Origin of the sequence: Enterocloster citroniae (assembly GCF_040545455.1) — a bacterium.
Classification (GTDB): Bacteria; Bacillota; Clostridia; order Lachnospirales; family Lachnospiraceae; genus Enterocloster; species Enterocloster citroniae.
This window is the reverse complement of sequence record NZ_JBEPLZ010000003.1, coordinates 291,256-315,474: the sequence shown is the minus strand read 5'-3', so window position 1 is coordinate 315,474 and position 24,219 is coordinate 291,256. Positions and strand designations below refer to the sequence as shown.

22 protein-coding genes, 1 other RNA gene and 1 other annotated feature are annotated in these 24,219 nt (G+C 49.8%); of the genes, 9 read left to right on the top strand and 14 right to left on the bottom strand.

The features are described 5' to 3' along the window. Positions 1–120: 120 nt before the first annotated feature. From ABID13_RS05445 to aroA, 4 genes are all read left to right on the top strand, one after another. Positions 121–816, top strand: coding sequence for a Crp/Fnr family transcriptional regulator (locus ABID13_RS05445; protein ID WP_007858636.1), 696 nt, complete (start codon positions 121–123; stop codon positions 814–816). A 160-nt stretch (positions 817–976) separates the two neighbouring features. Further along, positions 977–1,999, top strand: a complete 1,023-nt coding sequence (gene aroF / locus ABID13_RS05440) for a 3-deoxy-7-phosphoheptulonate synthase (protein WP_007858638.1) — start codon at positions 977–979, stop codon at positions 1,997–1,999. Positions 2,000–2,077: 78 nt separating this feature from the next. After that, a complete protein-coding gene (locus ABID13_RS05435) occupies positions 2,078–3,211 on the top strand; it encodes a prephenate dehydrogenase (protein ID WP_045092483.1) in 1,134 nt (377 codons plus the stop codon). A gap of 27 nt (positions 3,212–3,238) precedes the next feature. Continuing rightward, positions 3,239–4,516: a 3-phosphoshikimate 1-carboxyvinyltransferase gene (aroA, locus tag ABID13_RS05430; RefSeq protein ID WP_007858642.1), complete on the top strand. Its 1,278-nt coding sequence runs from the start codon at positions 3,239–3,241 to the stop codon at positions 4,514–4,516. Between the two features lie 103 nt (positions 4,517–4,619). Here aroA and ABID13_RS05425 read toward each other — a convergent pair whose 3' ends face one another. The 3 genes from ABID13_RS05425 to ABID13_RS05415 all read right to left on the bottom strand — a co-directional run bounded on the left by ABID13_RS05425 (position 4,620) and on the right by ABID13_RS05415 (position 6,656). Then, positions 4,620–5,393: a ZIP family metal transporter gene (locus tag ABID13_RS05425; RefSeq protein WP_007858643.1), complete on the bottom strand. Its 774-nt coding sequence runs from the start codon at positions 5,391–5,393 to the stop codon at positions 4,620–4,622. Between the two features lie 65 nt (positions 5,394–5,458). Further along, entirely contained in the window at positions 5,459–6,094 is a 636-nt protein-coding gene (locus tag ABID13_RS05420) for a cytidylate kinase-like family protein (RefSeq protein ID WP_007858644.1), read from the bottom strand. A 22-nt stretch (positions 6,095–6,116) separates the two neighbouring features. Continuing rightward, positions 6,117–6,656, bottom strand: coding sequence for a cysteine hydrolase family protein (locus ABID13_RS05415; RefSeq protein ID WP_007858645.1), 540 nt, complete (start codon positions 6,654–6,656; stop codon positions 6,117–6,119). Between the two features lie 174 nt (positions 6,657–6,830). Next, positions 6,831–7,068 (top strand) — a binding site (T-box leader). A gap of 217 nt (positions 7,069–7,285) precedes the next feature. Here ABID13_RS05415 and ABID13_RS05410 point away from each other — a divergent pair. From ABID13_RS05410 to ABID13_RS05400, 3 genes are all read left to right on the top strand, one after another. Then, positions 7,286–8,410: an ABC transporter substrate-binding protein gene (locus ABID13_RS05410; RefSeq protein WP_048930167.1), complete on the top strand. Its 1,125-nt coding sequence runs from the start codon at positions 7,286–7,288 to the stop codon at positions 8,408–8,410. 75 nt (positions 8,411–8,485) lie between these two features. Further along, positions 8,486–9,412 (top strand): ABC transporter permease, encoded by a 927-nt coding sequence (locus tag ABID13_RS05405; RefSeq protein ID WP_007858647.1) that lies wholly within the window; start codon positions 8,486–8,488, stop codon positions 9,410–9,412. Beyond that, entirely contained in the window at positions 9,405–10,178 is a 774-nt protein-coding gene (locus tag ABID13_RS05400) for an ABC transporter ATP-binding protein (protein ID WP_007858648.1), read from the top strand. The genes ABID13_RS05405 and ABID13_RS05400 overlap by 8 nt, the downstream gene beginning before the upstream one ends. A gap of 734 nt (positions 10,179–10,912) precedes the next feature. On the opposite strand, the gene ABID13_RS05395 is transcribed toward ABID13_RS05400, so the two are convergent. From ABID13_RS05395 to ABID13_RS05370, 6 genes are all read right to left on the bottom strand, one after another. Continuing rightward, entirely contained in the window at positions 10,913–11,638 is a 726-nt protein-coding gene (locus ABID13_RS05395) for a hypothetical protein (RefSeq protein ID WP_197092190.1), read from the bottom strand. Positions 11,639–11,824: 186 nt separating this feature from the next. Beyond that, positions 11,825–12,859 (bottom strand): sugar kinase, encoded by a 1,035-nt coding sequence (locus ABID13_RS05390; RefSeq protein ID WP_007858665.1) that lies wholly within the window; start codon positions 12,857–12,859, stop codon positions 11,825–11,827. Positions 12,860–13,037: 178 nt separating this feature from the next. Further along, entirely contained in the window at positions 13,038–14,069 is a 1,032-nt protein-coding gene (locus ABID13_RS05385) for a sugar kinase (protein WP_007858666.1), read from the bottom strand. Positions 14,070–14,100: 31 nt separating this feature from the next. Continuing rightward, complete coding sequence (locus tag ABID13_RS05380) at positions 14,101–14,751, bottom strand: bifunctional 2-keto-4-hydroxyglutarate aldolase/2-keto-3-deoxy-6-phosphogluconate aldolase (protein ID WP_007858667.1); 651 nt, start codon at positions 14,749–14,751, stop codon at positions 14,101–14,103. Between the two features lie 139 nt (positions 14,752–14,890). Continuing rightward, the gene (locus ABID13_RS05375; RefSeq protein ID WP_007858668.1) at positions 14,891–15,652 is read right to left on the bottom strand and encodes an IclR family transcriptional regulator; all 762 of its coding nucleotides are present in this window, start codon (positions 15,650–15,652) and stop codon (positions 14,891–14,893) included. A gap of 219 nt (positions 15,653–15,871) precedes the next feature. Continuing rightward, on the bottom strand, positions 15,872–17,353 hold the full coding sequence (locus tag ABID13_RS05370; protein WP_007858670.1) for a UxaA family hydrolase: 1,482 nt from the start codon (positions 17,351–17,353) through the stop codon (positions 15,872–15,874). A gap of 183 nt (positions 17,354–17,536) precedes the next feature. Here ABID13_RS05370 and ABID13_RS05365 point away from each other — a divergent pair, with 183 nt between their 5' ends. Both ABID13_RS05365 and uxaC read left to right on the top strand, forming a co-directional pair. Further along, positions 17,537–18,538, top strand: coding sequence for a LacI family DNA-binding transcriptional regulator (locus ABID13_RS05365; protein WP_007858672.1), 1,002 nt, complete (start codon positions 17,537–17,539; stop codon positions 18,536–18,538). Between the two features lie 22 nt (positions 18,539–18,560). After that, positions 18,561–19,976 (top strand): glucuronate isomerase, encoded by a 1,416-nt coding sequence (uxaC, locus tag ABID13_RS05360; protein ID WP_007858674.1) that lies wholly within the window; start codon positions 18,561–18,563, stop codon positions 19,974–19,976. A 90-nt stretch (positions 19,977–20,066) separates the two neighbouring features. Here uxaC and ABID13_RS05355 read toward each other — a convergent pair whose 3' ends face one another. From ABID13_RS05355 to rnpB, 5 genes are all read right to left on the bottom strand, one after another. Continuing rightward, a complete protein-coding gene (locus tag ABID13_RS05355) occupies positions 20,067–20,441 on the bottom strand; it encodes a hypothetical protein (protein ID WP_007858675.1) in 375 nt (124 codons plus the stop codon). A 232-nt stretch (positions 20,442–20,673) separates the two neighbouring features. Next, on the bottom strand, positions 20,674–22,077 hold the full coding sequence (locus ABID13_RS05350; RefSeq protein ID WP_045092477.1) for an FtsW/RodA/SpoVE family cell cycle protein: 1,404 nt from the start codon (positions 22,075–22,077) through the stop codon (positions 20,674–20,676). After that, positions 22,064–22,405: a PadR family transcriptional regulator gene (locus ABID13_RS05345; protein WP_007858677.1), complete on the bottom strand. Its 342-nt coding sequence runs from the start codon at positions 22,403–22,405 to the stop codon at positions 22,064–22,066. Before ABID13_RS05345 ends, ABID13_RS05350 begins: the two co-directional genes overlap by 14 nt. Before the next feature lie 181 nt (positions 22,406–22,586). Then, a complete protein-coding gene (locus tag ABID13_RS05340; protein ID WP_048930169.1) occupies positions 22,587–23,663 on the bottom strand; it encodes a lysylphosphatidylglycerol synthase transmembrane domain-containing protein in 1,077 nt (358 codons plus the stop codon). A gap of 167 nt (positions 23,664–23,830) precedes the next feature. Then, an RNA gene (gene rnpB, locus ABID13_RS05335) (RNase P RNA component class A) lies at positions 23,831–24,190 on the bottom strand. Positions 24,191–24,219: the final 29 nt, after the last annotated feature.

The window sequence follows — 24,219 nt, the reverse complement described above, 5'->3', positions numbered from 1 at the left end:
TTGACGCATACGAGCCATAAAGATGATTTTAAATGTAAATTACCTGCCTTTTTCAATTGTCATTAGGTAAAAATAATAGTATAATGGCCTCAATCTGAAAGGACATGCAGGTAATTACAAATGAGTTATAACTATTTCTGGCGAAATGGATATTTTGAATCATATCGTGATCAGATTTTGGAGGCCGGCGGACAATTTAAAACCTTCCCTGAAGGCATGGACATAGGTCCTTATATGAAATCTCACCGAATGGCTATTTATATTGATTGCGGACGTGTAAATATACGTGTTGTGCGAAATGACGGCAGTATCCACAATGTGATGAGTTATGGCAAGGGTAATATAATACCGATCGCCAACAGGCATGAAGAATTTATCTTAGCTCCCTATTGGCGCACGGAACCCGCTTACGGAGATATGAAAGCCATCGTATTTTCAAAAACTTTATTATGGGATTTAATGCGCTCAAATCAGGATTTTTCAGAACGTGCAGATAAAGAAATTGCCGGACGTTTGGCCTATCTCACCTTTGTACCAGTATTATACCAGGATGGTGAATGTATCAGCCGCGTATGTAATTATCTGATACATTTGGATATTTGTAAAAATATGGATAATACCATACCTAATACCACCCAGGAAGAGCTGGCCGATGCCGTGGGTAAATCCCGAAGCCAGGTTGTACGCGCCTTATCTCAGCTGCGAACTGCCGGTGCCATAAAAACACAGAGAAAAGACATTATCATTAAGGACCGCAGGATATTGATGCGGTATGCTACAGATATCATAAAAGATCTGGAGGACCAGGTATTTTAATTTGATCCTTGTTTTATCTCCCTTTTTACTAATATACATAAAAGCGTAAAAGTTTAACGTGATAAAGTATTGACATTTAAGCCCACATGGCTTACACTGGAACGTGTTTGAAAAAGGCGGGAAGTATTTCCCTGTATGACATAATAAGGAGTAATATAATATGATTATCATCATGAAACCAAACGCTTCCGAGGAAGCAGTGAGAAAGGTCACACATATCATTGAATCCAAAGGGCTTCAGGTTCATCTGTCCAAGGGTTCACAGGTTACAATTGTAGGCGTTGTGGGCGATAAGACCAGGCTTCAGGGCAGCAACATTGAAATCAGCGAGGGAGTGGACAAAGTGGTGGCTGTCACCGAGTCCTACAAGCTGGTCAACAAGAAATTCCATCCCGAGGATTCCATTGTTCCCGTGGGCAACACCCATATCGGGCCTGGAACCATGACGGTGATGGCCGGTCCCTGCGCCATTGAGTCCAAGGAACAGCTGATGGAAACCGCATTTGCAGTTAAAAAAGCAGGCGCCACCTTCCTGCGGGGAGGCGCATACAAGCCCCGCACCTCTCCTTACTCCTTCCAGGGTCTGGAAGAAGAAGGACTCAAGTATATGAAGGAAGCCAGGGAAGCCACAGGTCTTAATGTGATCTGTGAGGTCACCAGCCTTCATGCAATTGAGGCTGCCTCCCGGTACGTTGACATGCTCCAGATCGGCGCCAGGAACATGCAGAACTTTGAACTTTTAAAGGAAGCCGGCAAATCCGGTATCCCTGTATTGTTAAAACGTGGTTTGTGTGCTACCATAGACGAATGGCTGAATGCTGCTGAATACATCATTTCCGAAGGGAACCCAAATATCGTACTGTGCGAAAGAGGTATCCGTACCTACGAAACCTCCACCAGAAACACTCTGGATATCAGCGCGGTTCCCGTGATCCGGCAAAAGAGCCATCTGCCCATTATTGTGGACCCCAGCCATGCAACCGGCGTAAGGGCCTATGTGGAGCCGCTGGCCAAAGCATCCATTGCAGTGGGCGCAGACGGACTGATGATCGAAGTACATCCCTGCCCTTCCAAGGCACTGTCTGACGGACCTCAGTCCCTGACATTCCCGGCCTTTGAACAGCTGATGGCTGATCTGAAACCGTATGCGGATCTGGCCGGACGTACCTTTGAAGCAAAATAGACCAGATTGGAGCACTCCGGAACCTGAGAGTGCTCTTGTGTACTCTAGCGTACACGCTTCTTTAACGGAGGATACCGTATGGACAAATTATCAATGACCGATTCCACCATAGGATTTATTGGCCTGGGGCTCATTGGAGGTTCCATTGCCAAAGGCATTAAGCGTTCCCGGCCGAACATCAAGATCATGGCCTATATGCGATCCCGCTCCCGCCTGGAGCAGGCCAAAAGGGAGGGCATTGTGGATGTGATCCTGGACGGGATCGATGAACATCTGCGGGAATGCGATCTTATTTTCCTGTGTACGCCTGTGGAGTATAATGCGGGCTATCTGTCCGCCATCCGTCCGTTTCTCAAGCAGGGGGCCCTGATCACGGACGTGGGAAGCACCAAGCAGGGAATCCACCAGGAGATCATCCGCCAGGAACTGACCCACTGTTTTGTAGGCGGTCATCCCATGGCCGGTTCTGAGAAAACCGGATACGAAAATTCCACGGACCATCTTTTGGAAAATGCCTACTATATAGTCACTCCCCCCAGGGGCTGCGATTCTTCAGGCAGCACCTCCCTCAGTGAAAATGACCGGCGGATCATCGCCGTTGCCCACACCATCGGAGCCATACCTTTGGTGCTGGATTACCGGGAACACGACAAGGTGGTGGCTGCCATCAGCCATCTCCCCCATCTCATTGCCTCCAGCCTGGTCAATCTGGTAAAGGATAACGATACCTCCGATGGTATTATGAAGCAGGTGGCTGCCGGCGGTTTTAAGGACATAACAAGGATTGCTTCCTCCTCCCCTGAGATGTGGGAACAGATCTGCATGACCAATGTGGATCCCATAGCGGATATACTTGAGAAATATATCGCCTCCCTGAACCAGGTCCTGGACCAGATAAAACATCACAGCGGCCAATCAATTTACCAGCTGTTTGAGACCTCCAGGGATTACCGCAATTCCATTACGGAAAAGGCGAAGGGTTCTGTGGAGCCATCCTATGAGTTCACAGTGGATGTGGCGGACGAGATCGGTGCAATCTCCACGATCTCCGTTATTCTGGCTGCCAAAGGCATCAGTATCAAGAACATCGGCATCAACAACAACCGCGAGCGGGGTGAGGGCGCTTTGAAGATCGCTTTTTATGATGAAGCATCCATGGAAGCTGCCTGGCAGCGGCTGGATCAGTATAAATATGAAATGTTCCGTATGTAATCTTTTGAAAGGGCATGGTATCTGTTTATGGAATTTACTAAATCACATGGATTGCGCGGGGAGATCACTGTCCCGGGTGATAAATCCATCTCCCACCGGGCAGTGATGTTCGGTTCCATTGCAAAGGGACTGACTGAAATTCATAACTTTCTCCAGGGCGCGGACTGCCTTTCCACCATTGCGTGTTTTGAAAAAATGGGGATTTCCATCGAAAACAGGGGCGACCGGGTCCTGGTCCAGGGAAATGGACTCCACGGCCTGAAAAAGCCTGACTGTGTTCTGGACTGCGGCAACAGCGGCACCACCACACGTCTTATCTCAGGCATTCTCTGCGCCCAGGATTTCACTGTGACACTGACCGGGGATGAATCCATTCAGAAGCGCCCCATGAAACGCATCATGGACCCCTTGTCCCTGATGGGGGCGGATATCACAAGTTTACAGGGTAACGGCTGCGCTCCCCTGCTGATCAAGGGCGGTCCCGTACATGGAATCCATTACCCGTCTAAAGTGGCTTCCGCCCAGGTAAAATCCGCTATCCTCCTGGCCGGATTATACGCGGACAGCCCCACCAGCGTGACTGAGCCCTATGTTTCCAGAAACCATTCGGAGATCATGCTGGATCTCTTTGGGGCACAGGTCTCCGCTGAGGACACAACAGCCACGATCCAGCCCGCCTCTGAGCTCAACGGCGCCAAGGTCATGGTGCCGGGCGATATCTCCTCAGCCGCCTATTTTATCGCGGCCGGCCTTATGGTTCCCGGCTCCCAGGTGCTGATCAGGAATGTGGGAATTAATCCAACCAGGGATGGAATCCTTCGGGTATGCCAGGATATGGGGGCTGACCTTCAGCTCCTGAACCGAAGCGAAGGCGCAGGGGAACCCACTGCAGATATCCTGGTGCGCTGGGGCGCCCTTCACGGAACAGAGATCGGCGGAGCCATTATCCCAACCCTGATCGATGAGCTGCCCATGATCGCGGCCATGGCCTGCCTGGCTGAAGGACGGACTGTGATCCGTGATGCAGCTGAGCTTAAAGTGAAGGAATCCAACCGCATTGCCGTCATGGTGGAAAGCCTGAGGTCCATGGGCGCGGATGTGACTGAGACAGAGGACGGCATGATCATCCAGGGCGGCAGGCCTCTTCACGGAGCTTCCATTGACAGCCGCGGGGATCACAGGATCGCCATGACATTTGCAGTCACCGCCCTTTGCGCGGACGGGGCTACGGACATCAGGGGAGCCGACTGTGTGACCATCTCATATCCACGGTTTTATGAGGATCTCCAGGGGCTGATGGTTTAATGGTCTGTACGATAAGTAAAAAAGCTGCATCCTCAATTGCGCGGATGCAGCTTTTATGTTTCATATCAGAAGACCGCAGCGGTCTTGCCTAATGGCGCAGCTCCTATCCCAGAGCCACATCCAGTATCATCATCACCACAAACCCTGCGGCAAACCCAATGGTCGCCACATTGGAGTGTTCTCCCTGGGCCGATTCCGGGATCAGTTCCTCCACCACCACATAGATCATGGCTCCTGCGGCAAATGACAGGAAATACGGCAGCGCAGGCCCCAGGACCTCGGACAGCGCCAGCATAAGGAAGGCTCCAATGGGCTCCACAATACCGGACAGCATACCGTACACAAAGGCCTTTTTCTTACCCACCGCCTCCTTTAGGGGGAGGGAAATGATCGCGCCTTCGGGAAAATTCTGAATGGCAATGCCAACTGACAGCGCCAGTGCCCCTGCCATGGTGATGGAGCTGTTTTCTGACAGGAGTCCTGCAAAGGCCACGCCCACAGCCATGCCTTCCGGTATGTTGTGGAGGGTCACTGCCAGCACCAGCATGGTACTCTTTTTCCAGTTGCCCTTGGGCCCCTCTGGTTCATCCGTGTCAATGTGCAGATGGGGGATCACCTCATCCAGCAAAAGCAGAAAACCAATACCCAGCAAAAAGCCCGCTGAGGCCGGAACAAACGCCATCTTGCCAAGATGCTCACTCATGTTCATGGAAGGGATCAGCAGCGACCACACGGACGCGGCCACCATGACCCCTGACGCAAAGCCCAGAAATGCCTTCTGCACCCTTGGCTTTAATGCATTTTTCAGGAAAAACACGCAGGCAGCGCCTGCTGTGGTTCCGATAAAGGGAATCATAATTCCCGCAAATATATTCATATCTTATCCCTCGATTCTATCTAAAACATGGGGATCCTCAGACAGAACCCCCATGTTCCATAAACTTATAGAAATCCCCGCAGCTTCAGATAATCCTTGATCAGCTGGATCATCTGGTCATAGTCAATACGGCTGGCGTTAATGGGAAGGTCATAGTTCTCCATGTCCATCCATTCCCTGCCTGTAAAATAGCGGTGATACTCCGTCCTTTCCTTGTCGATCCTTCTCATACGGCGCAGCGCCTCGGCCTCATCCACCTTATCCACGTCCATGACCCTGCGGATCCTTGTAACCGTGTCCCCATAGACAAAGATGCGGATCACATTTTCCATCTGGTCCTGCAGTACATAGTTTCCGCAGCGTCCCACGATGATACATGTTTCCGAAGCTGCAAGGCTGCGGATCACAGAAGACTGGAAGCGGAACAGGTTCTCCGGTGATGTGATATGATGTCCGTCCCTGTCCGGCTCTGTCAGTTCCGGCTTCATACTGGTTACAATGCGGTACAGCAGATTGTTGCCCGCCTTTTCATCTGCCAGCCGGAAATACTGCTCTCCGATCGCGCTTGTCTCCGATGTCATCTTAAGTATTTCCTCATCATAAAAATGGATTCCCAGCTCCTCAGCCAGCCTTTTGCCCGTAAGCCTGCCGCCGCTGCCGTACTGGCGTTCAATCGTAATTACAAAATGCCTGTCATTCATAATAAAACCCCCTTGCTTATGTTTATCCCAAATCCTGTGATCCATTTCCATCTACAATATTAATATGGCACATCTTCATGGCGTTCAGCGCGTTCTCATGGCTCTTTGGCGTTACTCCCGCACAACAGGACCCATCCACCTGAATGGTCATTTCCGGGACAGCTGCCTTGATCACCATGGCGTTGGAGATCACGCAGATATCCGTGCACAGTCCCACCAGTTCCACAGTGTCATAGGATCCTTTTTCCACATACGCCGCCAGTTCCATGCTGCCAAAGGTGTGTTTCTCAAATTTCTTTCCGGTGAATGCTTTGAGTTCACCGGCAAGTTCCCATCCGGGAGTTCCCTTGACGCAATGGACTACAGGAAGTTTCTTGCCTTCCATGGTATCCAGATAATTGTCAAAATGTGTGTCCAGGGTAAATACCACCTCCTGGCCATCTGCCTCGTATTCCTTTATCTTACGGATCACATAAGGGACAATGGCCTGGGCTTCCTTGGTTCCCAAGGCTCCGTCCACGAAATCCTTCTGCATATCCACTACTATAAGTAAACGTCTCATGCAGTTTTCCTCCTTGTTATGGGCACCCATTATCTGTGGTCCAGAAGCTGTGTGCACTATATTTCTTACCATCTACAGTCTACCACATTTTGACAACCAATTAAAGTAATTTTCACAAAATTTAAAAAACCTATTGACAAATGCACTCCATTGTATTAAGATACGGGTTAATAAAATAAACCGTAGAGAAAGAGGAGTAAGCTTCCAAAGCATTAACACAGAGAGCCGCAGGTGGTGGGATTGCGGTATAAGGCTGGCAGCTGAATGGACTTTTGAGGGCGGTCCTGAAAGATTTTTCCGTATGGACCGACGGATTCCGCAACCGTTATGCATGCGGCACATATGATAGTATGTGTAAAGTGGACTTTTTAGTCAATTTGAGTGGCACCGCGGATTTAATTTCGTCTCAATTATGGTCAATACCATAGTTGGGGCGTTTTTTTATGCAGTAAACAGGTTGTCATACATGGCAGCTGCAGTTTTTTGCCAACCTATGCCCCACTGACACCCGGTAATTTCAGGCAGCGCGCACCTGGGGTTCCAGGAAAAAGCCTTCTCCAACGGAATTTTATTGATGAATCAACTGAGAAACGATCAAACATTTTAGTATATTCAGGAGGATATTTATTATGAAAAAGACAATTGCAATGCTTTTAACCGCAGCCGTAAGCGCATCCCTGTTAGCCGGATGCGGATCATCTTCACAATCATCTTCACAAAATACAACCACTGCCCAGGCAGGTGCGGAGACCAATTCAGCGGCAGACACCCAATCCGGGAATTCCGCCAAGGAGACTCCGGAGTCTTCATCCGAAGCCGCTGACAAGGCAGAAAGCAATGCTTCCTATACCATCGGCATTGGCCAGTTTGCAGAGCACGGTTCCCTGGACAACTGCCGCGAGGGCTTTTTGGCCGGTCTGGCCGAGTCCGGCATCCAGGAGGGAAAAAACCTGACCATCCTCTATGAAAACTCCCAGGCAGACGGCGGAACCGCAAGCCAGATCGCAACCAACTTCGCCGGTAAGGAAGTGGACCTGATGTGCGGCATTGCAACCCCTATGGCACAGGCGGAATACGGCGTGGCCAAGAAGTCAAGTACCCCGGTCATCTTCACAGCTGTAACAGACCCGGTTGCCGCAGAGCTGGCCAATGCGGACGGAACCCCCATGGGTGAGATCACAGGAACCAGCGATAAGCTTCCAGTGAAACAGCAGCTTAAAATGATCCGCGCCATCCTTCCCGATGCAAAGAAGATCGGAATCATGTACACCACCAGCGAGGTAAATTCCGAATCAGCCATTGCCGAATACAAAGAGCTTGCACCAAACTATGGATTTGAGATCGTGGACACCGGTGTCTCCTCCTCAGCCGACATTTCCCTGGCTGCCGATACATTGATCAATAAAGTGGACTGTATCACAAACCTTACAGACAATACCGTTGTTGCATCCCTTCCTGTGATCCTTGACAAGGCCGCCGCCAAGAATATTCCCGTATTTGGAAGCGAAATAGAGCAGGTAAAGATCGGCTGCCTGGCTGCCATGGGACTGGATTACATTGAACTTGGAAAACAGACCGGAAAGATGGCTGCACAGGTTTTAAAGGGCGAGAAAAAGGCCAGCGAACTGAATTACGAAACCATTAAGGAGGCTGCATTCTACGGCAATACCAAGGTGGCTGAAAACCTGGGCATCACCCTGCCGGAGGATCTGACAACAGGCGCAGCAGAGCTCTTCTCAGAAATCACACAATAGATATAATTTAAGAAGCGCTCATACGTGTATTCCGGGAATCTCCCGGAGTACACATAACGGATTGGGAGGAACATCATGACAACGATTATTTTTGGTATCTTTGAAGAAGGCCTGGTTTATGCCATCATGGCTCTGGGCGTATACATCACCTATAAGATTCTGGATTTTCCGGATCTTTCCGTGGATGGAACATTTCCCCTGGGCGCCGCCCTCACTGCCATCGGCATTGCAAACGGCTTCCTGCATCCATTTGCCGCCCTTATCCTGTCCTTTGCGGCAGGAGCTGCGGCAGGATGCATCACAGGATTGATCCACGTGAAGCTGAAGGTCCGGGACCTGCTTTCGGGGATCATTGTCATGACCGCTCTCTATTCCATCAACCTGCGGATCGCGGGCAAGTCTAATCTTCCCATTTTCAGCAAGGACACCATTTTCAGCAACTCATTCCTGTCTGAACATGTGCCTGCTGCCATGTCCCCCTATGTTGTGACCATCATCCTGCTTGTCATTGTCCTGGTCTGCAAACTGCTCCTGGACGCCTATCTGAAAACCAGGTCCGGTTATCTGTTAAGGGCCGTGGGCGACAATGATGTGCTGGTCACCTCTCTGGCCAAGGACAAGGGAATGGTAAAGATCGTGGGCCTGGCCATTGCCAACGGCTTTGCCGCCCTGGCAGGCAGCGTATACTGCCAGCAGAAAGGATTCTTTGATATCTCCATCGGCACAGGGACCATTGTCATCGGCCTGGCCAATGTAATTATCGGAACCCAGCTGTTTAAGCGGTTTGGATTTGTCAAGTCCACCACGGCTGTCATCATCGGCTCCATCATCTACAAGGCCTGTGTATCCCTGGCCCTTTTGCTGAACGATATCAAAATAGGAAGCCTGACCATCTCCATCCCGGTAACAGCCTCGGACCTGAAGCTGATCACCTCCATCCTGTTCCTGATCATCCTGGTGTTAAGCACCTCCAGGGGAAAGAAGGTAAAGAGCCATGCTTGAGTTAAAACATATCAATAAATATTACAATGCCGGCACCGTCAACGAAATGTGCCTGTTTGAGGATTTTAACCTCACCATCAAGGATCATCAGTTTGTGTCCGTGGTGGGCAGCAATGGTTCGGGAAAGACCTCCATGCTCAACATTATCTGCGGAAGCATTCCCCTGGACCAGGGCCGCATCATCATAGGCGGCCAGGACATCACCAGAATGCCTGAATACAGGCGCCAGCGCCGCATAGGCCGCGTATACCAGAACCCAGCCATGGGCACCTGCCCTTCCATGACCATCTTAGAGAACATGTCCCTGGCTGACAATAAAGGCAAAGCGTTCAACCTTTGCCCCGGAACCAATAAACAGCGCGTGGAGGCTTACCGCGAAGCCCTACACTCCCTGGGATTAGGGCTGGAGGATAAAATGGACGTAAAGGTAGGAGTCCTCTCCGGCGGCCAGCGCCAGGCCATGGCACTGCTCATGTCCACCATGACCCCCATCGAATTCCTGATCCTGGATGAACACACCGCTGCTCTGGATCCCAAAACAGCTGAGACCATCATGGAACTCACCGGCAAAATCGTAAAAGAAAAACAACTGACCACCATCATGGTAACACACAACCTGCGCTATGCCGTGGAATACGGGGACCGTCTTCTCATGATGCATCAGGGACACGCCATTATAGACAAGGAAGGCAGTGAAAAGCAGTCCATGTGCATTGAGGATATTTTGGCGCGGTTTAATGAGATCAGCATTGAGTGCGGGAATTGAGTAAAGAGTAATGGGGATTAGTAGAGGGAATTGAGCGGGGGCTGGGTGTTTTAGACAGCAAGAGGCTGACTGCTTCAATTCGTAGTCAGCCTCTTATTCTTAAATGGATCTTTCATGACATGTAATATTTCAATACCGCAACATAAAATAAAGATTAACAGCAATCATCACCCCTGCAAAAACAATAAATAGCCCATTAATCACCTTAAGCCCCTTAGAGGAGGTCCGCTTCATGGAGTAAAACAGATAAGCGATCCACACAATACAGGCAATAAATATGATCCCTTGATTGCTGATTATCAAAGACAAAAGAAAAAGAAAATTAACAATTGTCATTGCTTTCTCTGAATTCAAAATCTTTTTTAATCGTTCTACCATACCGGCACCTCTAACTAACGATTGCATATTGATTGTATAATTATCACACAATGGTTAATTGCTGGCAAGAGATCAGTGCGTTGCAGGTGAAGGGAACGGGGATGGGGATGCGGATGCATCCACAGGGTCGCAGGTCTTAGGCCGTAAAAACCGGCGTTAAGAGGCTGACGCCCTTTGTCTGAACTCTATATCTAAAGCCGGGAAGAGGCTGACCGCGAGTTTTAGACGGCCAGCCTCTTGTTCTTAGACGGTTTTCAGAGTCTTAGAGCTGCTAGACCCGCAGCCTCCGCTGCCCCATCCCCATTTCCTGAACGGACGGATGCACCTTCTCCCCTTCTCACCTATTAAATCTGAATCTACTCCGCAAACACCATGATCTTCACTGCTGCATTGTCATCATCTGACCATACCACGCATTTTCTTCCCTGGGTCAGGTCGTCCAGTGTGACAATATTTCTTGTAAGATATGGGAATATGTTGCAGTCCGGAGCCAGTGTGTATTCGGTGCCGTCCACTGCCGTCAATACGGACTTGGAGGTTGCGGCATCTGTGATCATGGACTTGACCTCCACAAAATCCGGTACCTTTGCGTCTGCCGGTATGTTGGCAAAGATCACTTCCGCATTGGTCATAGGCGGAAGGCTCATGGTCATGGCCGGGCCGATGTATGCGTAGATAGTCTCCCCGTCCTTAATATCCTCCGCCTTAATAGGAAGCCCGGTAACTGCATCCAGTATGTATGTGGCGTCTGAGGATACATTGAGGATGATCTCCCCGCTGCTGCTCATGCCGGACTGATTATCAATGGACAGCCTGCCGTCTTCCATCTTTGTAACCGGTCCGTAAATGCGGATGGACTGAAGCGCTTCCGCCTGGCTCTCCTCCATACTCTCAATAGCGCCTGTCACTGACTCAACCACGGTGGTGTCTTCCACTGTTGTCTCCTCTTTGGATGCCTCCTGGCTCTCCTGTGTGGCTGCTGTGGTTCCGGATGAAGCATTGACATTCGATGCACATCCTCCAATTCCAAGTACCACGGCTGCACAAACTCCTGCTGCATATAATCGATATTTTCTCAATATTATCTTCTCCTTTTCATGGGTAATGCCCTGATGACCGTTTGTGGTGCACAGAGCATTATTAATGTTTGTATGAGAAGTATATATCATTTATCGTCCATATCCAATAAAGGATTTCTTAATAATTCTGAATTATGGATTAACGTTGTGACAAATATTTCAAAGTTTTTACAATTTAGCAACAATTTCCTACCGGGCCATCTCAGACTGGGGACCTGTCTGGTTGTGAGCCTTGATAATGGTTTCAATTTCCTCCAGGTTGGACGAAGGCAGGTCCCCTGGAATGGTGTTCTTCACAGCAGCTGTGGCATTGCCGTAAGCAATGGCCTTGGAACAGTCACCGCCGCTGCTTAGCAGTCCGTACAGGGCGCCGGAGATATAAGCGTCCCCGCTTCCGATCCGGTCCACCACTTCAATATCCCGGTAAGGCTCTTCCTCATAATATTCATCCCTGGCAGCATCATAAATAACGGATCCAAATGTATGGCGTTTGGGACTGTGGACAATCCTCTGCGTAGAGGCCACAATGGAGATGGGAAATTCCTGGGAAAAGCTCTTCATCATCTCCTTGGCTGTTCCTGTCTTCAGGAAGGTCAGCCTTGCCGTATCCTCGGAACAGAAAAAGATATCTACATAGGGAAGGATGCGCAGGATGCATTCCCTTGCCTCATCCCCGGTCCACAGGTTGCCTCTGAAGTTCACATCAAAGGACACCAGAGTCCCGGCCGCCTTAAACCGCTTGATCATCTCAATGGTGGTCTCGCGGATCTTCTCATTCAGCGCCAGGGTGATCCCTGTTGTATGGAAACACTTGGAAGCCGTATACACCTCCTCGGGTATCTCATCAATGTTCAGTGAAAAAAAGGAACTGTTATTGCGGTCATAGATGACCTTTGGCTTTCTGGGATATGCGCCGTTCTCATAATAGTAAATGCCCACACGGGCTGAGGAAGACTGGTCGTACATAAAGAAATCATCGCTGACCCCAAAGGAACGGATCTTGCCTTTCATGAAACTGCCTATGTCATGGGCAGGCAGCTTGGATATAACGCCTGTATGAAGGCCTAAAAGAGCCGCGCCCACCGCCACGTTCAGTTCCGCCCCGCCAACCTGCTTCACAAATGTATCACCTCTGGACAGACGCTCATTGTCAGGCGGTGAAAGCCTTAAAAGCAGCTGTCCCAGGGTCAGTAGATCAAAATCCCTGCTGTTTTTTATTCCCATTATAACTCTCCTTTTATTCATATTGATCCTTCGGACACCCGTACTATTATAAGAAACGGCTAATTCCTGTACAGGATTAGCCGCTTCCAATTGTATGATTGTCACTTGTTCCGGTCACTTGTTCCGGTCACTTCTTCCGATCATTACCCGATCCGATCATCTCTGTCTTCTGATCTGATTATCTCTGAACACGGCCTGAACCGTCACCGCCGGCCAGGTTATCCACGTCAGCACGTGACACCAGGTTAAAGTCGCCAGGGATCGTGTGCTTTAATGCAGATGCCGCTACGGCAAATTCCAGGGCTGCCTTCATATCCTTGCCGTCTGCCAGACCGCAGATCAGACCGCCTGCAAAGGAGTCTCCGCCGCCTACACGGTCCACAATAGGTGTAACCCTGTACTTTCTGGAGTGGTAGAATTCACGTGTCTTGCCATCCATGATGCATGCGGACCAGCCGTTGTCAGATGCGCTGTAGCTTTCGCGCAAGGAACTGATGATATACTTAAAGCCGAACTTATCAGCCATCTGGTTAAAAATGTCAACATAGCCAGCCAGTTCCAGCTCACCGGAGGTAACATCTGTGTTACCCGGCTTGAAGCCCAGAACCTTCTCAGCATCCTCTTCATTTCCAATGCACACGTCCACATACTGCATCAGGTTGGTCATAACCTTCTGTGCCTTCTCGGAAGACCACAGTTTCTTACGGAAGTTTAAGTCAACGGACACGGTTACGCCGTGAGCCTTTGCCGCCTTTAAAGCAGCCTCAGTCAGAGCGATGGCCGCATCGCTGACAGCTGGTGTGATACCTGTAAAATGGAACCAGTCAGCATCAGCAAAGATTTCATCAAAGTTGAACTCATCAGGAGTTGCTGTTGCAATGGCGCTGTTTGCACGGTCATAAACAACATTGGAAGCCCTCATTGCAGAACCGGTCTCCAGGAAGTAGATTCCCAGTCTCTCGCCGCTGCGTGCAATGTGCTTTGTTCCTACATTATATTTTCTCAGTGCCGCCACTGCACAGTCACCGATTGGATTCTTGGGGATAGCTGTCACAAACTGAACATCATGTCCGTAGTTGGCCAGAGATACAGCCACATTGGCCTCTCCGCCGCCGTAGTTGATATCAAACTCGTCTGCCTGGATGAATTTTTCATTGTTGGGGGTAGATAATCTTAACATGATTTCGCCCATGGTAACTATTTTTGCCATTGTATGATTCTCCTTTTTTTGAATGAATAGATTATGCTCTGGCTGCCGCCACTGCTGCAACAAATTCCTGAGCCTTTGCTGTCACTGCTGCGAAATCGCCTGTCTTAGCGCCCTTGGTCAGGCTGGAACCTGTGCCCACTGCATATGCGCCTGCCTTGATCCACTTGTCAACGTTGTCAACATCAACGCCGCCGGATGGCATGAACTCGCCCTGGGGAAGGGGTCCCTTAAAGGAGCTGATCGCTGCCGGTCCCACAATGTTGCCTGGGAATACCTTGATGATATCGCATCCGGCTTCCAACGCTGTGATCGCCTCGGTTGGAGTCATGACGCCCGGAAGCATAGGCACTCTGTAACGGTTGCAAAGCTTAATGGTATCTACGTTAAGACCAGGGCTTACAATATAGTTAGCGCCTGCCAGGATGCATGCCCTTGCGGTCTCAGGATCCAGTACAGTACCTGCGCCGATCACGATCTTGTCATTGTTTTTATACTTATTAGCCATCATCTTGATGAATTCAACAGGGTCGCCCTCATCCATGGTCATGGTCAGCTCAATAAAGTTAATGCCGCCCTCAATGATAGCGTCAACTACTTTCTCACCCTGCTCGTAGTTCTTTGCACGAACAACAGCAACCAGACAATCCTCTTTCATTCTTGCTAAAACGTGTTCTTTTTTCATTTCGCTTCTCCTTCTCTCTGAAAATTCGCATATACGAATCAGTTTCATATTTGCGATTTCTATAGTTAAATTTTAATCGTTACCGCATCATTTGTCAACAGCAAAAGAGGTAAAAAAACAAGTTTTTCTATGCCGGAATTCAGCATTTCCCCAAAAATCCCAGGAGCCTTGAAATCTCCGCTGCCTTTGCCTGCACCTGCCGTCCCAGGGCATCATAATCCTCTGTGGGTTTATAAAGGCTGGACACGCTGATCGCACCCATTACATTACCATCCTGCCCAAATACCGGCGCTCCCACACATTCCATGTGTTCCTCCAGTTCCCTGGCGTCAAAGGCATATCCCTTTTTTCGCACCCGTTCCAGCTCCTTCTCAAACTCTTCCCTGGTTCCAAGGGTCCGCCCCGTATGTTTTTTAAAGGTTATGCGCTCCAGCACCCGCCTCACTTCCTCCTCCTCTGTAAATGCCATAATGGCTTTTCCCAGGGACGTGCAGTAAATGGGATTCTTAGTGCCTACGGTTGCTGTGGTAATAATGGGGTTCTCAGGTTCAAACTTGCAGATGTACACAATGGCATCGTCCGTGCGTGTGCCAAAGAATACGGTCTTTCCCACCTCCCTTGAAAATGCCTTCAGCACCGGGTCAATGGTGCTGATAAAATCCAGGTTATTGGTATAATTGATACCGATCCTGTATGCCGTGAGGCCGATGGTGTAGCGCTGCTTCTGCTCCCTGGCCACATGTATCATCCCGGTCTGCACCAGGGTTGTCACTATGTCATAGCCGCTTGTCTTGGGCATATCAAGTTTTTCACATATCTCATCCAGCGTGATCCCATCCGGCTTTTTTGATACCAGTTTTAATATCTCCACGGTACGCAGTGTGGTTCTGTTCAGTTTCATGGACACCTCCCGCTTTATTGATATTCGCATATACATTATATATCCGTATATACGAAATTCATCTGATTTCAGTATACATCAACCCGTACCCTGATGCAAGTGGAAGTTACATGAAATCCTGCTTTTTAAGCGCGGCATCCCAGCGGACAAGGAAACACAGAGCCCAGGCGTCAGAGTGTGTTTCCCCCGCACTCCTGCCCAGGCTCCTTATATTATTCCCTACAGGGTCACTCCCTGCTTGAAAATAGCCATATCATGGAAGCCTGCTTCCTCTGACTTCACCTTTTTCCCGGAAGCCACTGCCAGCACATAGTCCAGCAGCTCCTGTGCAAGTTCTTCCTTTGTCATATCCTCCACCATGCGGCCCGCATTAAAATCGATCCAGTTGTCCTTATGCCCGGCCAGCTTGGAGTTGCTGGAGATCTTTACCGTGGGTACCGGGGAGGCAAAGGGCGTTCCCCTTCCTGTGGTAAAGAGCACCATGTGGGCGCCGGACACTGCCAGGGCCGTGGAGGCCACCAGATCGTTGCCCGGGGCGCTGAGCAGGTTAAGCCCCTTTACCTTCACCGGCTCCCCATATTCCAGAACACCTCTTACAAGCGCACTTCCCGACTTCTGGGTACAGCCCAGGGACTTGTCCTCCAGGGTTGAGATACCCCCCTTTTTGTTGCCCGGGGACGGATTCTCATAGATGGTCTGGTTATGGCTGGTAAAGTAATTCTTAAACCCATTGATCAGATCCACGGTCTTACCAAATAGTTCCGGTGTGGCGCAGCGGTTCATGAGGATGGTCTCGGCCCCGAACATCTCAGGCACTTCCGTAAGGATCGTAGTCCCACCCTTGCTCACCAGCAGGTCTGAAAATGCTCCCACAACCGGATTGGCCGTAATGCCGGAAAGCCCATCGGAACCTCCGCACTTCATGCCGATGACCAGTTCGCTGGCATCTATCTTCTCCCTGGAAAATGCACCTGCATATGCGGCAAGTTCTTCCAGCATACCCATGGCCGTCTCCATCTCATCCTCCACATCCTGGCACTGGAGGAACTTCACCCGGTCCTTGTCATACTCGCCAATATAATCCATAAGCACAGGAATATTGCTGTTTTCACATCCCAGGCCAAGCACAAGCACTCCTCCGGCATTGGGGTGATGGATCATGTCAGCCAGCACCTTTCTTGTATTCTCCTGGTCATCTCCCATCTGGGAGCATCCATAGGGATGTGGAAATGCGATCACATCCTCCACCGTTCCCCCCGCCAGCTTCCCGGCCTGGGCTTCCAGCGCCTTTGCAATGGAATTGACACAGCCCACTGTGGGAATGATCCAGATCTCATTGCGGATGCCAACCTTGCCGTCCGCCCGGCGGTAGCCGTCAAAGAAAACATGGTCCGTGGGCTCCACATCCCTTCCGTCCGGTATATAATCATAGGTAAGAACATCTCCCAGCGCAGTCTTTACATTGTGCACATGAACCCAGCTGCCTGCCTTTATATCCTCTTTTGCGTATCCGATCCGGAAGCCGTATTTGACCACTTCCTCCCCTGACCTGATATCCCTTAAGGCAAACTTGTGGCCCTGGGGGATGTCCTCAGTGACGGCAACATCCGTTCCCTCCACGCATATGGTCTCTCCCATGGAAACCGGGCGCAGTGCAACGGCAACATTATCATTCCTGTTGATTTTAACAATATCCTGCATGGTCTTCACATTCTCCTATCATTTTATTTGAAATCCTGTGTCATATTTTTGTAAGTACTTACAATTATTCTACCCATTTTCGGGGAATAAGTCAATAAAAAAATAGAAAAGTATTGCAATACTGACGAGGAATATGTATAATAAACTTAGCTTGTAAGCGCTTACAGAATGTGAGGTTTTTTTATGAATATATATGATGTTTCCGAACATGCGGGAGTATCCATAGCCACTGTGTCCAGGGTTTTAAACGGCAATGCCAATGTCAGTGAAAAGACCAGGGAAAAGGTCTTGAAAGTTATGGATGATTTGGGGTATACTCCTAATGTGTTTGCCAGAGGGCTTGGCCTGAACACCATGCAGACCATTGGGATCATGTGCTCCGACTCCTCGGATCCCTACCTGGCAGGTGCTATTTATTACCTTGAGCGGGGACTCAGGTCCCACAATTATGACGCTATTTTGTGCTGTACCGGATATGATCTGGATGCCAAACAGAAGTATTTTGAGCTTCTGCGCTCCAAACGTGTGGACGCCATCATATTGGCAGGCTCCAAGTTTGTGGAGATGCGCTCCAAGGATAACGCCTATATAACCGAAGCCGCCGCCGACCTTCCCATCATGCTGGTAAACGGCTACCTGGAAGGGGATAATATCTACAGTACGGTATGCGATGACCACGCCGCCATGTTCGGTGCGGCCACACAGCTGCTCCAGGCAGGCAGGAGACGCATCCTCTACCTTTATACCAGCTATTCCTACAGCGGTGTCAACAAGTTAGAGGGATACAAGGACGCATTAAAAGCATTCGGCGTGGAGCCAAAGGATGAACTGATCCATCAGTGTCCCAAGGACATAGGCGCTTCCAAGGAACTGCTATTATCCCTCAGGGAACAGGGGCTTTCCTTTGATGCGGTCATGACTTCCGATGACTCCCTTGCGGTGGGCACTGTCAAGTATGCCCATGAAGCGGGCATTTCCATACCTGAAGAGCTGAATATCATTGGATATAATAACTCCATCCTGTCACGGTGCACGGATCCGGAGATTACATCCATTGACAGCAAGGTGGAGGCACTGTGCACCACCACCATCAACACTCTTATGGGGGTTTTCAGCGGCGTAAATGTGCCCAGCCGGACCACGATCGCCTCTGATCTTATAAAAAGAAAAACCACAAATTTTTAATTCTTAAGGAGGACCATCAAACATGAAAGCATTTTTGGACAAGGATTTCTTATTATCCAGCGACATGGCAAAGACACTGTATCACGATTTCGCAGCAAATATGCCGATTCTTGACTATCACTGCCACATCAACCCACAGGAAATTTATGAAGACCGGAAATTTGACACCATTACCCAGGTATGGCTGGGAGGCGACCACTACAAGTGGCGTCAGATGCGCTCCAACGGCATAGATGAAAAGTATGTGACCGGGGACAGCACAGACTGGGAGAAGTTCAAAGCCTGGGCTGAGACCATGCCTAAGCTGATCGGCAATCCTCTGTATCACTGGAGCCATCTGGAGCTTAGAAGATATTTTGGATATGAAGGCTATTTAAACGGCGACACTGCCAAGGAAGTATGGGATCTGTGCAATGCAAAGCTTCAGGAAAGCTCCATGACGGTCCGCAACCTGATCAAGCAGTCCCATGTAACATTGATCTGCACCACTGATGACCCGGTCGACTCCCTGGAATGGCATAAGAAGATTGCTGAGGATCCTTCCTTTGACGTACAGGTACTGCCCGCATGGAGACCGGACAAGGCCATGAACGTTGAAAAGCCTACTTTCCCTGCTTATATGGCACGTCTCTCCGAGGTGAGCGGCATTCAGGTAACGGATTTCGCATCCCTAAAGAAAGCCCTTCAGGTCCGTATGGATTTCTTCACCTCCATGGGCTGCTGTGTATCCGACCATGCACTGGAGTACGTGATGTATGTACCTTCCACAGAAGCTGAGGTTGACGCCATCCTTGCAAAGGGATTAAAGGGCGAGGCAGTCTCTAAGGAAGAGGAACTGAAATTCAAGACAGCATTTATGCTCTTTGCTGCACGTGAATACAACAGAATGGGATGGATCATGCAGATCCATTACGGCTGCAAGCGCGACAACAACGCCTACATGTTTGAGCAGCTGGGGCCCGATACCGGATTTGACTGCATCAACAATTATGCCCCCAGCGCACAGATGGCTGACTTCTTAAATGCGCTGAGCACAGGCAATGAGATTCCAAAGACCATCCTTTACTCACTGAACCCCAATGACAATGTTTCCATCGGCACCATCATCGGCTGTTTCCAGGACAAGTTCCCCGGAAAGATCCAGCACGGTTCCGCCTGGTGGTTCAATGATCACAAGGTAGGCATGACAGAGCAGATGGTATCTCTGGCCAACCAGGGCTGCCTGGGCAACTTTATCGGCATGCTGACAGATTCCAGAAGCTTCCTGTCCTACACAAGGCATGAGTATTTCCGCCGCGTTCTCTGCGAACTTCTGGGCGGATGGGTTGAAAACGGCGAGTATCCTGCTGACATGAAGGCTCTTGAGGAGATCGTCAGGGGAATCTGCTACAACAATGCCGTCAATTACTTTGGCTTTGAATTAGACACCGTTAAATAATATGTTTAAGCAGCATAATACAGCCTGCCCGGATCTCCTTTCCGGGCAGGCTGCCTTTATCTCATGGGATGTCTGATAGGTAACTATGTATTATTTCAGCCGGACAACATGCTGACAGTAAATGTACAGATTCTTTATCTTCTTTGCCTGCTGTCCATCCTCGCCCAATACAATGGGCTGGGTTCCGGAGGGCGTGATATACAGCTTAAACGCAATTGCATCCTGTCCCACGTGCATCTCCTTTACCGGCGTATAGGCAAAGTCCTGTTTTTCAATATCCAGATATTCAAACATGATGTGTTCCAGTTCCGGATTGGCAAACACCCTTACAATATCCGGTGTTCCTTTCATCTCCATAATCGCCTTGGCTTCTTCAAACTCAATGTTGGTAAAACGGTAATCTCCATTACCCAGAATATAAGCCAGCGTGCTGTTGTCCAACAGCAACAAAGGATCTTTAGCCATAACGTAACCTCCTTTTTCCCATCCATATGATTGTTTCACTTTAATCATATATCCTTTTCCGAAAATTGTCAATATTGTTAGAAAATAATCAATATTGTCCGAATTTTATCAAACATATCATACAGGTTAGGGGAATTAGTCTGGTATAACTTAAGAATTCTCACACAATTTACTGTTATTTCTTATTTCCCTATTTACACCCTTATTTCCCTATTTACACTCCCATTCTCCTTTATACATCCGTTCTTTCAATCCGGATCCGGTACTTTCCCAGGTATGCCAGGATCCCCTTTTCCCTGTTTTTCTCCTCTGCCCCCGGTTCCCAGACCAGGTCCTGGTATCTGTAAATACTGAATAGGATTCCCAGCAGCCCATAGACGGCAACCGTATGGTACAGGCCAAAGGTAAAAAAAGGCAGACCTGCTGAAGACAGGTAGAGTATGCCAAGATTATTAAGCAGGTGGGTGGCCGTCTCTATCACAAGGATCAGGACACACCCATACCCGATCATCTGCCCCAGCTGATTCTTCTGCCGCTTTACCATAAAGAACAAGCCGGAAAGGAACAGGATCAGCAGCGCAGCCAGTCCAAAGGCCGCCAGGGTTCCCCACATGGAAGCTGCCTGAAGGATCACAAAATCGCTTTGGCCCCACGGCAGTACATGGGCCGGGGTCTCTGATAGACCATATCCCCTTCCCTGCATTCCCCCTATGGGTTTTAACTGGGATATCATCTCTCTCACCTTAAGGGTGACAAAGCTGCCCTCCTTTGCATAAGCCCGGGGATTCAGGTATGCCATAATCCTCCGATACTGATAAGGTGCCATGTTTACAAACGATAGTACGCCCAAAAGCAGGGACATGATGCCCAGACCTGAGAGGGGCAGCCACCTGTGCTTTACCTGATACCAGTTTTTGATCAGAGCTGCTGTAAACATCAGGCAGCAAACAAACATCACATCCAATGTAATGCTGATGCCGCCTCCGATCACTCCAAAACCGACCCATGCAGCCGCAAACAGCCATAGCAGGGAACCGGCGATGCACGCATACCCCCTTCCCCTGTACCGGTACAGGATTCCGCCGTAAACAGGGATGAACAGGTACATGATGGGCTTCAGGTAGGAATGGCCGCCGTTGGCTTTTCTGGCAAAGCCCAGGATACAGGCAAGAGCGATTGCTGCAAGGAATAAAAATCCGATCCCTCCGCCGTATCTGCTAAACATGCTGTAATCAAAGAAATACAGAAGGGCCATTCCCGCAAGGCCCAGGAAAGTATACAGGCATTGTCTCATAAATGCATGGCCCCCTCCGGTCCCGGCAAGCTGGTCACCTCCAAACCGGTAGATACATAAGTACTGCACCAGCAGGCCCACCAGGCTCAGCACAGCCATTGCCCCAAGCAGCTTCCAGTTATTCCTGGGGCGGTGGATCCGGTCCATATCGATCCCCACCTCCACAGGATTTCCCATCTGGCGCACTGCTTCTGCCAGGGCCTCCTCCTGCCCCATCCCCTGTTCCATATAGACCTGGGCCTGGTCTTCCATATGGCTTTTGATCTCCTTTGCCACAGATGCCCCTGCTTTCTTATTCCTGATCTGCCCGGTTAAAAGATCCAGATATTCATGCATTTCCATACAGGGCACCTCCTATCACATGTTCCACTGCCTTGGAATAAGTGTTCCAATCCTCCTTCTTCTTAGCCAGGACACCCCTGCCCTCTTTGGTGATGGAATAGTATCTGCGCACCTTTCCCTGGGCCTCCTTTTCATATGATACCAGGAGCCGTTTGGCTTCCATGGTGTGGAGAAGAGGATACATAGTACCCGCTTTTAGGTTAAATACAAATTCCGACCGCTTCTGAAGGGTTTCAATCATCTCATAACCATACATATCCCTCTCAGACAGCAGCTGCAGCAGCAGCATGGATGTGTTGCCTGATGAAACGTTCTTGTCTTCTGCCATAATTCTTCCTCCTGTTCTTACAGGTGTACGCTCGGAGTCCCCGAGAGTACACACGAATCCAAACAAAACCTGATCCATGGATGATATATAGATTACCTATATATCAAGGGCTAAAACCCGGTAATCCACATAAGCATATATAGATTACCGATCTATCATCCATAGTCCCATTATATATAGGTCATCTATCTATGTCAACCCCTATGACCTGTTGTTTTCCCTCGCCTGCCGCCCTAAGGCGTGGCCTGAACTGCAGATACGCGGTCACCAGGCCGCTGATCACAAGAAATCCATAGAAACTGATGCCTCTGCTGAGCATCATAATGGAAAATGTCTGACCGGCCCCAAATAAAGGGCCGTATAAGGCCATGAAACCGCCTTCCGATGCTCCCACGGAGCCGGGAAGAGGCACTGCCGTTACAGCCAGGCTTAAAATGGCCTGCATGGCCAGGAAGCTTCCCGGTTCAGCACCTATTCCCAGGGCCAGACAGGCAAAATAGGGCACCAGGAACAGAGCGGTGAGCTGGACCATGGAGCGCAGGAACATCCTTAGGATCACCAGCGGATACTCCCTCAGATACGCACCGCCCCTGCTGTACTCCATAATAAGCCCTTCCATCCTGCGCTGCGCCTTCTTTTTGTTCCTGATGACCCCTATCCGGGCCAGAAAGCCTATGATGCACATGCCGGCCCGCTCAGCCAGCAGTCCGTTTAGGATAATAAGAAGGATGGCGCAGGAGCAGATCCCGTTTACCAGGATCCCGAATATTAAAAGCCAGCGGATCACCCCGGACTGGGCCATCACAAAGGGAAACCTGACGATCACCACGGCTGTTCCGTACAGGAGCACGCTCATCTGGTACACGGCCGCCACTGTCAAAAGGGTAAAGGAGCTCTGGGCAAACCCAAAACCGTCCCTTGTCATATAGTAAAGCTGCATGGGCTGCCCGCCTGTGGCCGAGGGCGTGATGGCGCTGAAATAGAATCCCGCGCAGGCATAGGACAGGGAACGCCTAAAGGGCACTGTTCTCCGGAAGGTTCTCATAAGCAGTCTTATGTTGGCCGCTTCGCAGTTAATGAATACCGCCATGCACAGGCATCCCATCAGCACATACCGGATATCCGCCCTCCGAAATGCCTCCTGAAGGATCTCCATGGAATGTTTCTTAAACAGGATACGGAATGTAAACCAGGCCAGTGCCGTGACCAGGCCCAGTCCTATGACCGTTTCCCTCATGTTCATCTTCTTTTCTTTCAATCCATGGCTCCTTTCCTGCAAACCGTTTTCCGCCGGCAAGCTTTTTCTGAAGTCTATTATACTAGCAAATTCTTAAAATCCTATTAGGATTTTCTGAATGTTTCCATTTCAAACAACAAAAAAGCCTAAGAAGGATATCTTAGACTCTTTTATTACGGATGCTGTTGTATGTGAGCAGGACGATAAGCCGGGTTATGTCGTTGGATGGCCATCTATCTAGGACTGCCGTCACCGGCAGCCTCAAGCAACCTACCCGGGAGCTGACGGGCCGCCATATGCTCCCTGTTCGGTCTTGCTTCAAGTGGGGTTTACATGTGCCCCGCCTGTTACCAGACGGGCGGTAGTCTCTTACACTGCCCTTCCACCCTTACCTCTTCCAGCCAAAGCTGCAATAGGCGGTATATTTCTGTTGCACTGTCCCTGGAGTCGCCTCCGCCAGACGTTATCTGGCACCTTGCCCTGTGAAGCCCGGACTTTCCTCTCCTGCGCCCTTGCGGTCTCGCAGCAGCGGCCACCTGTCCTACTCACAACTGTATTAGTCTAGCACAGAATCCGA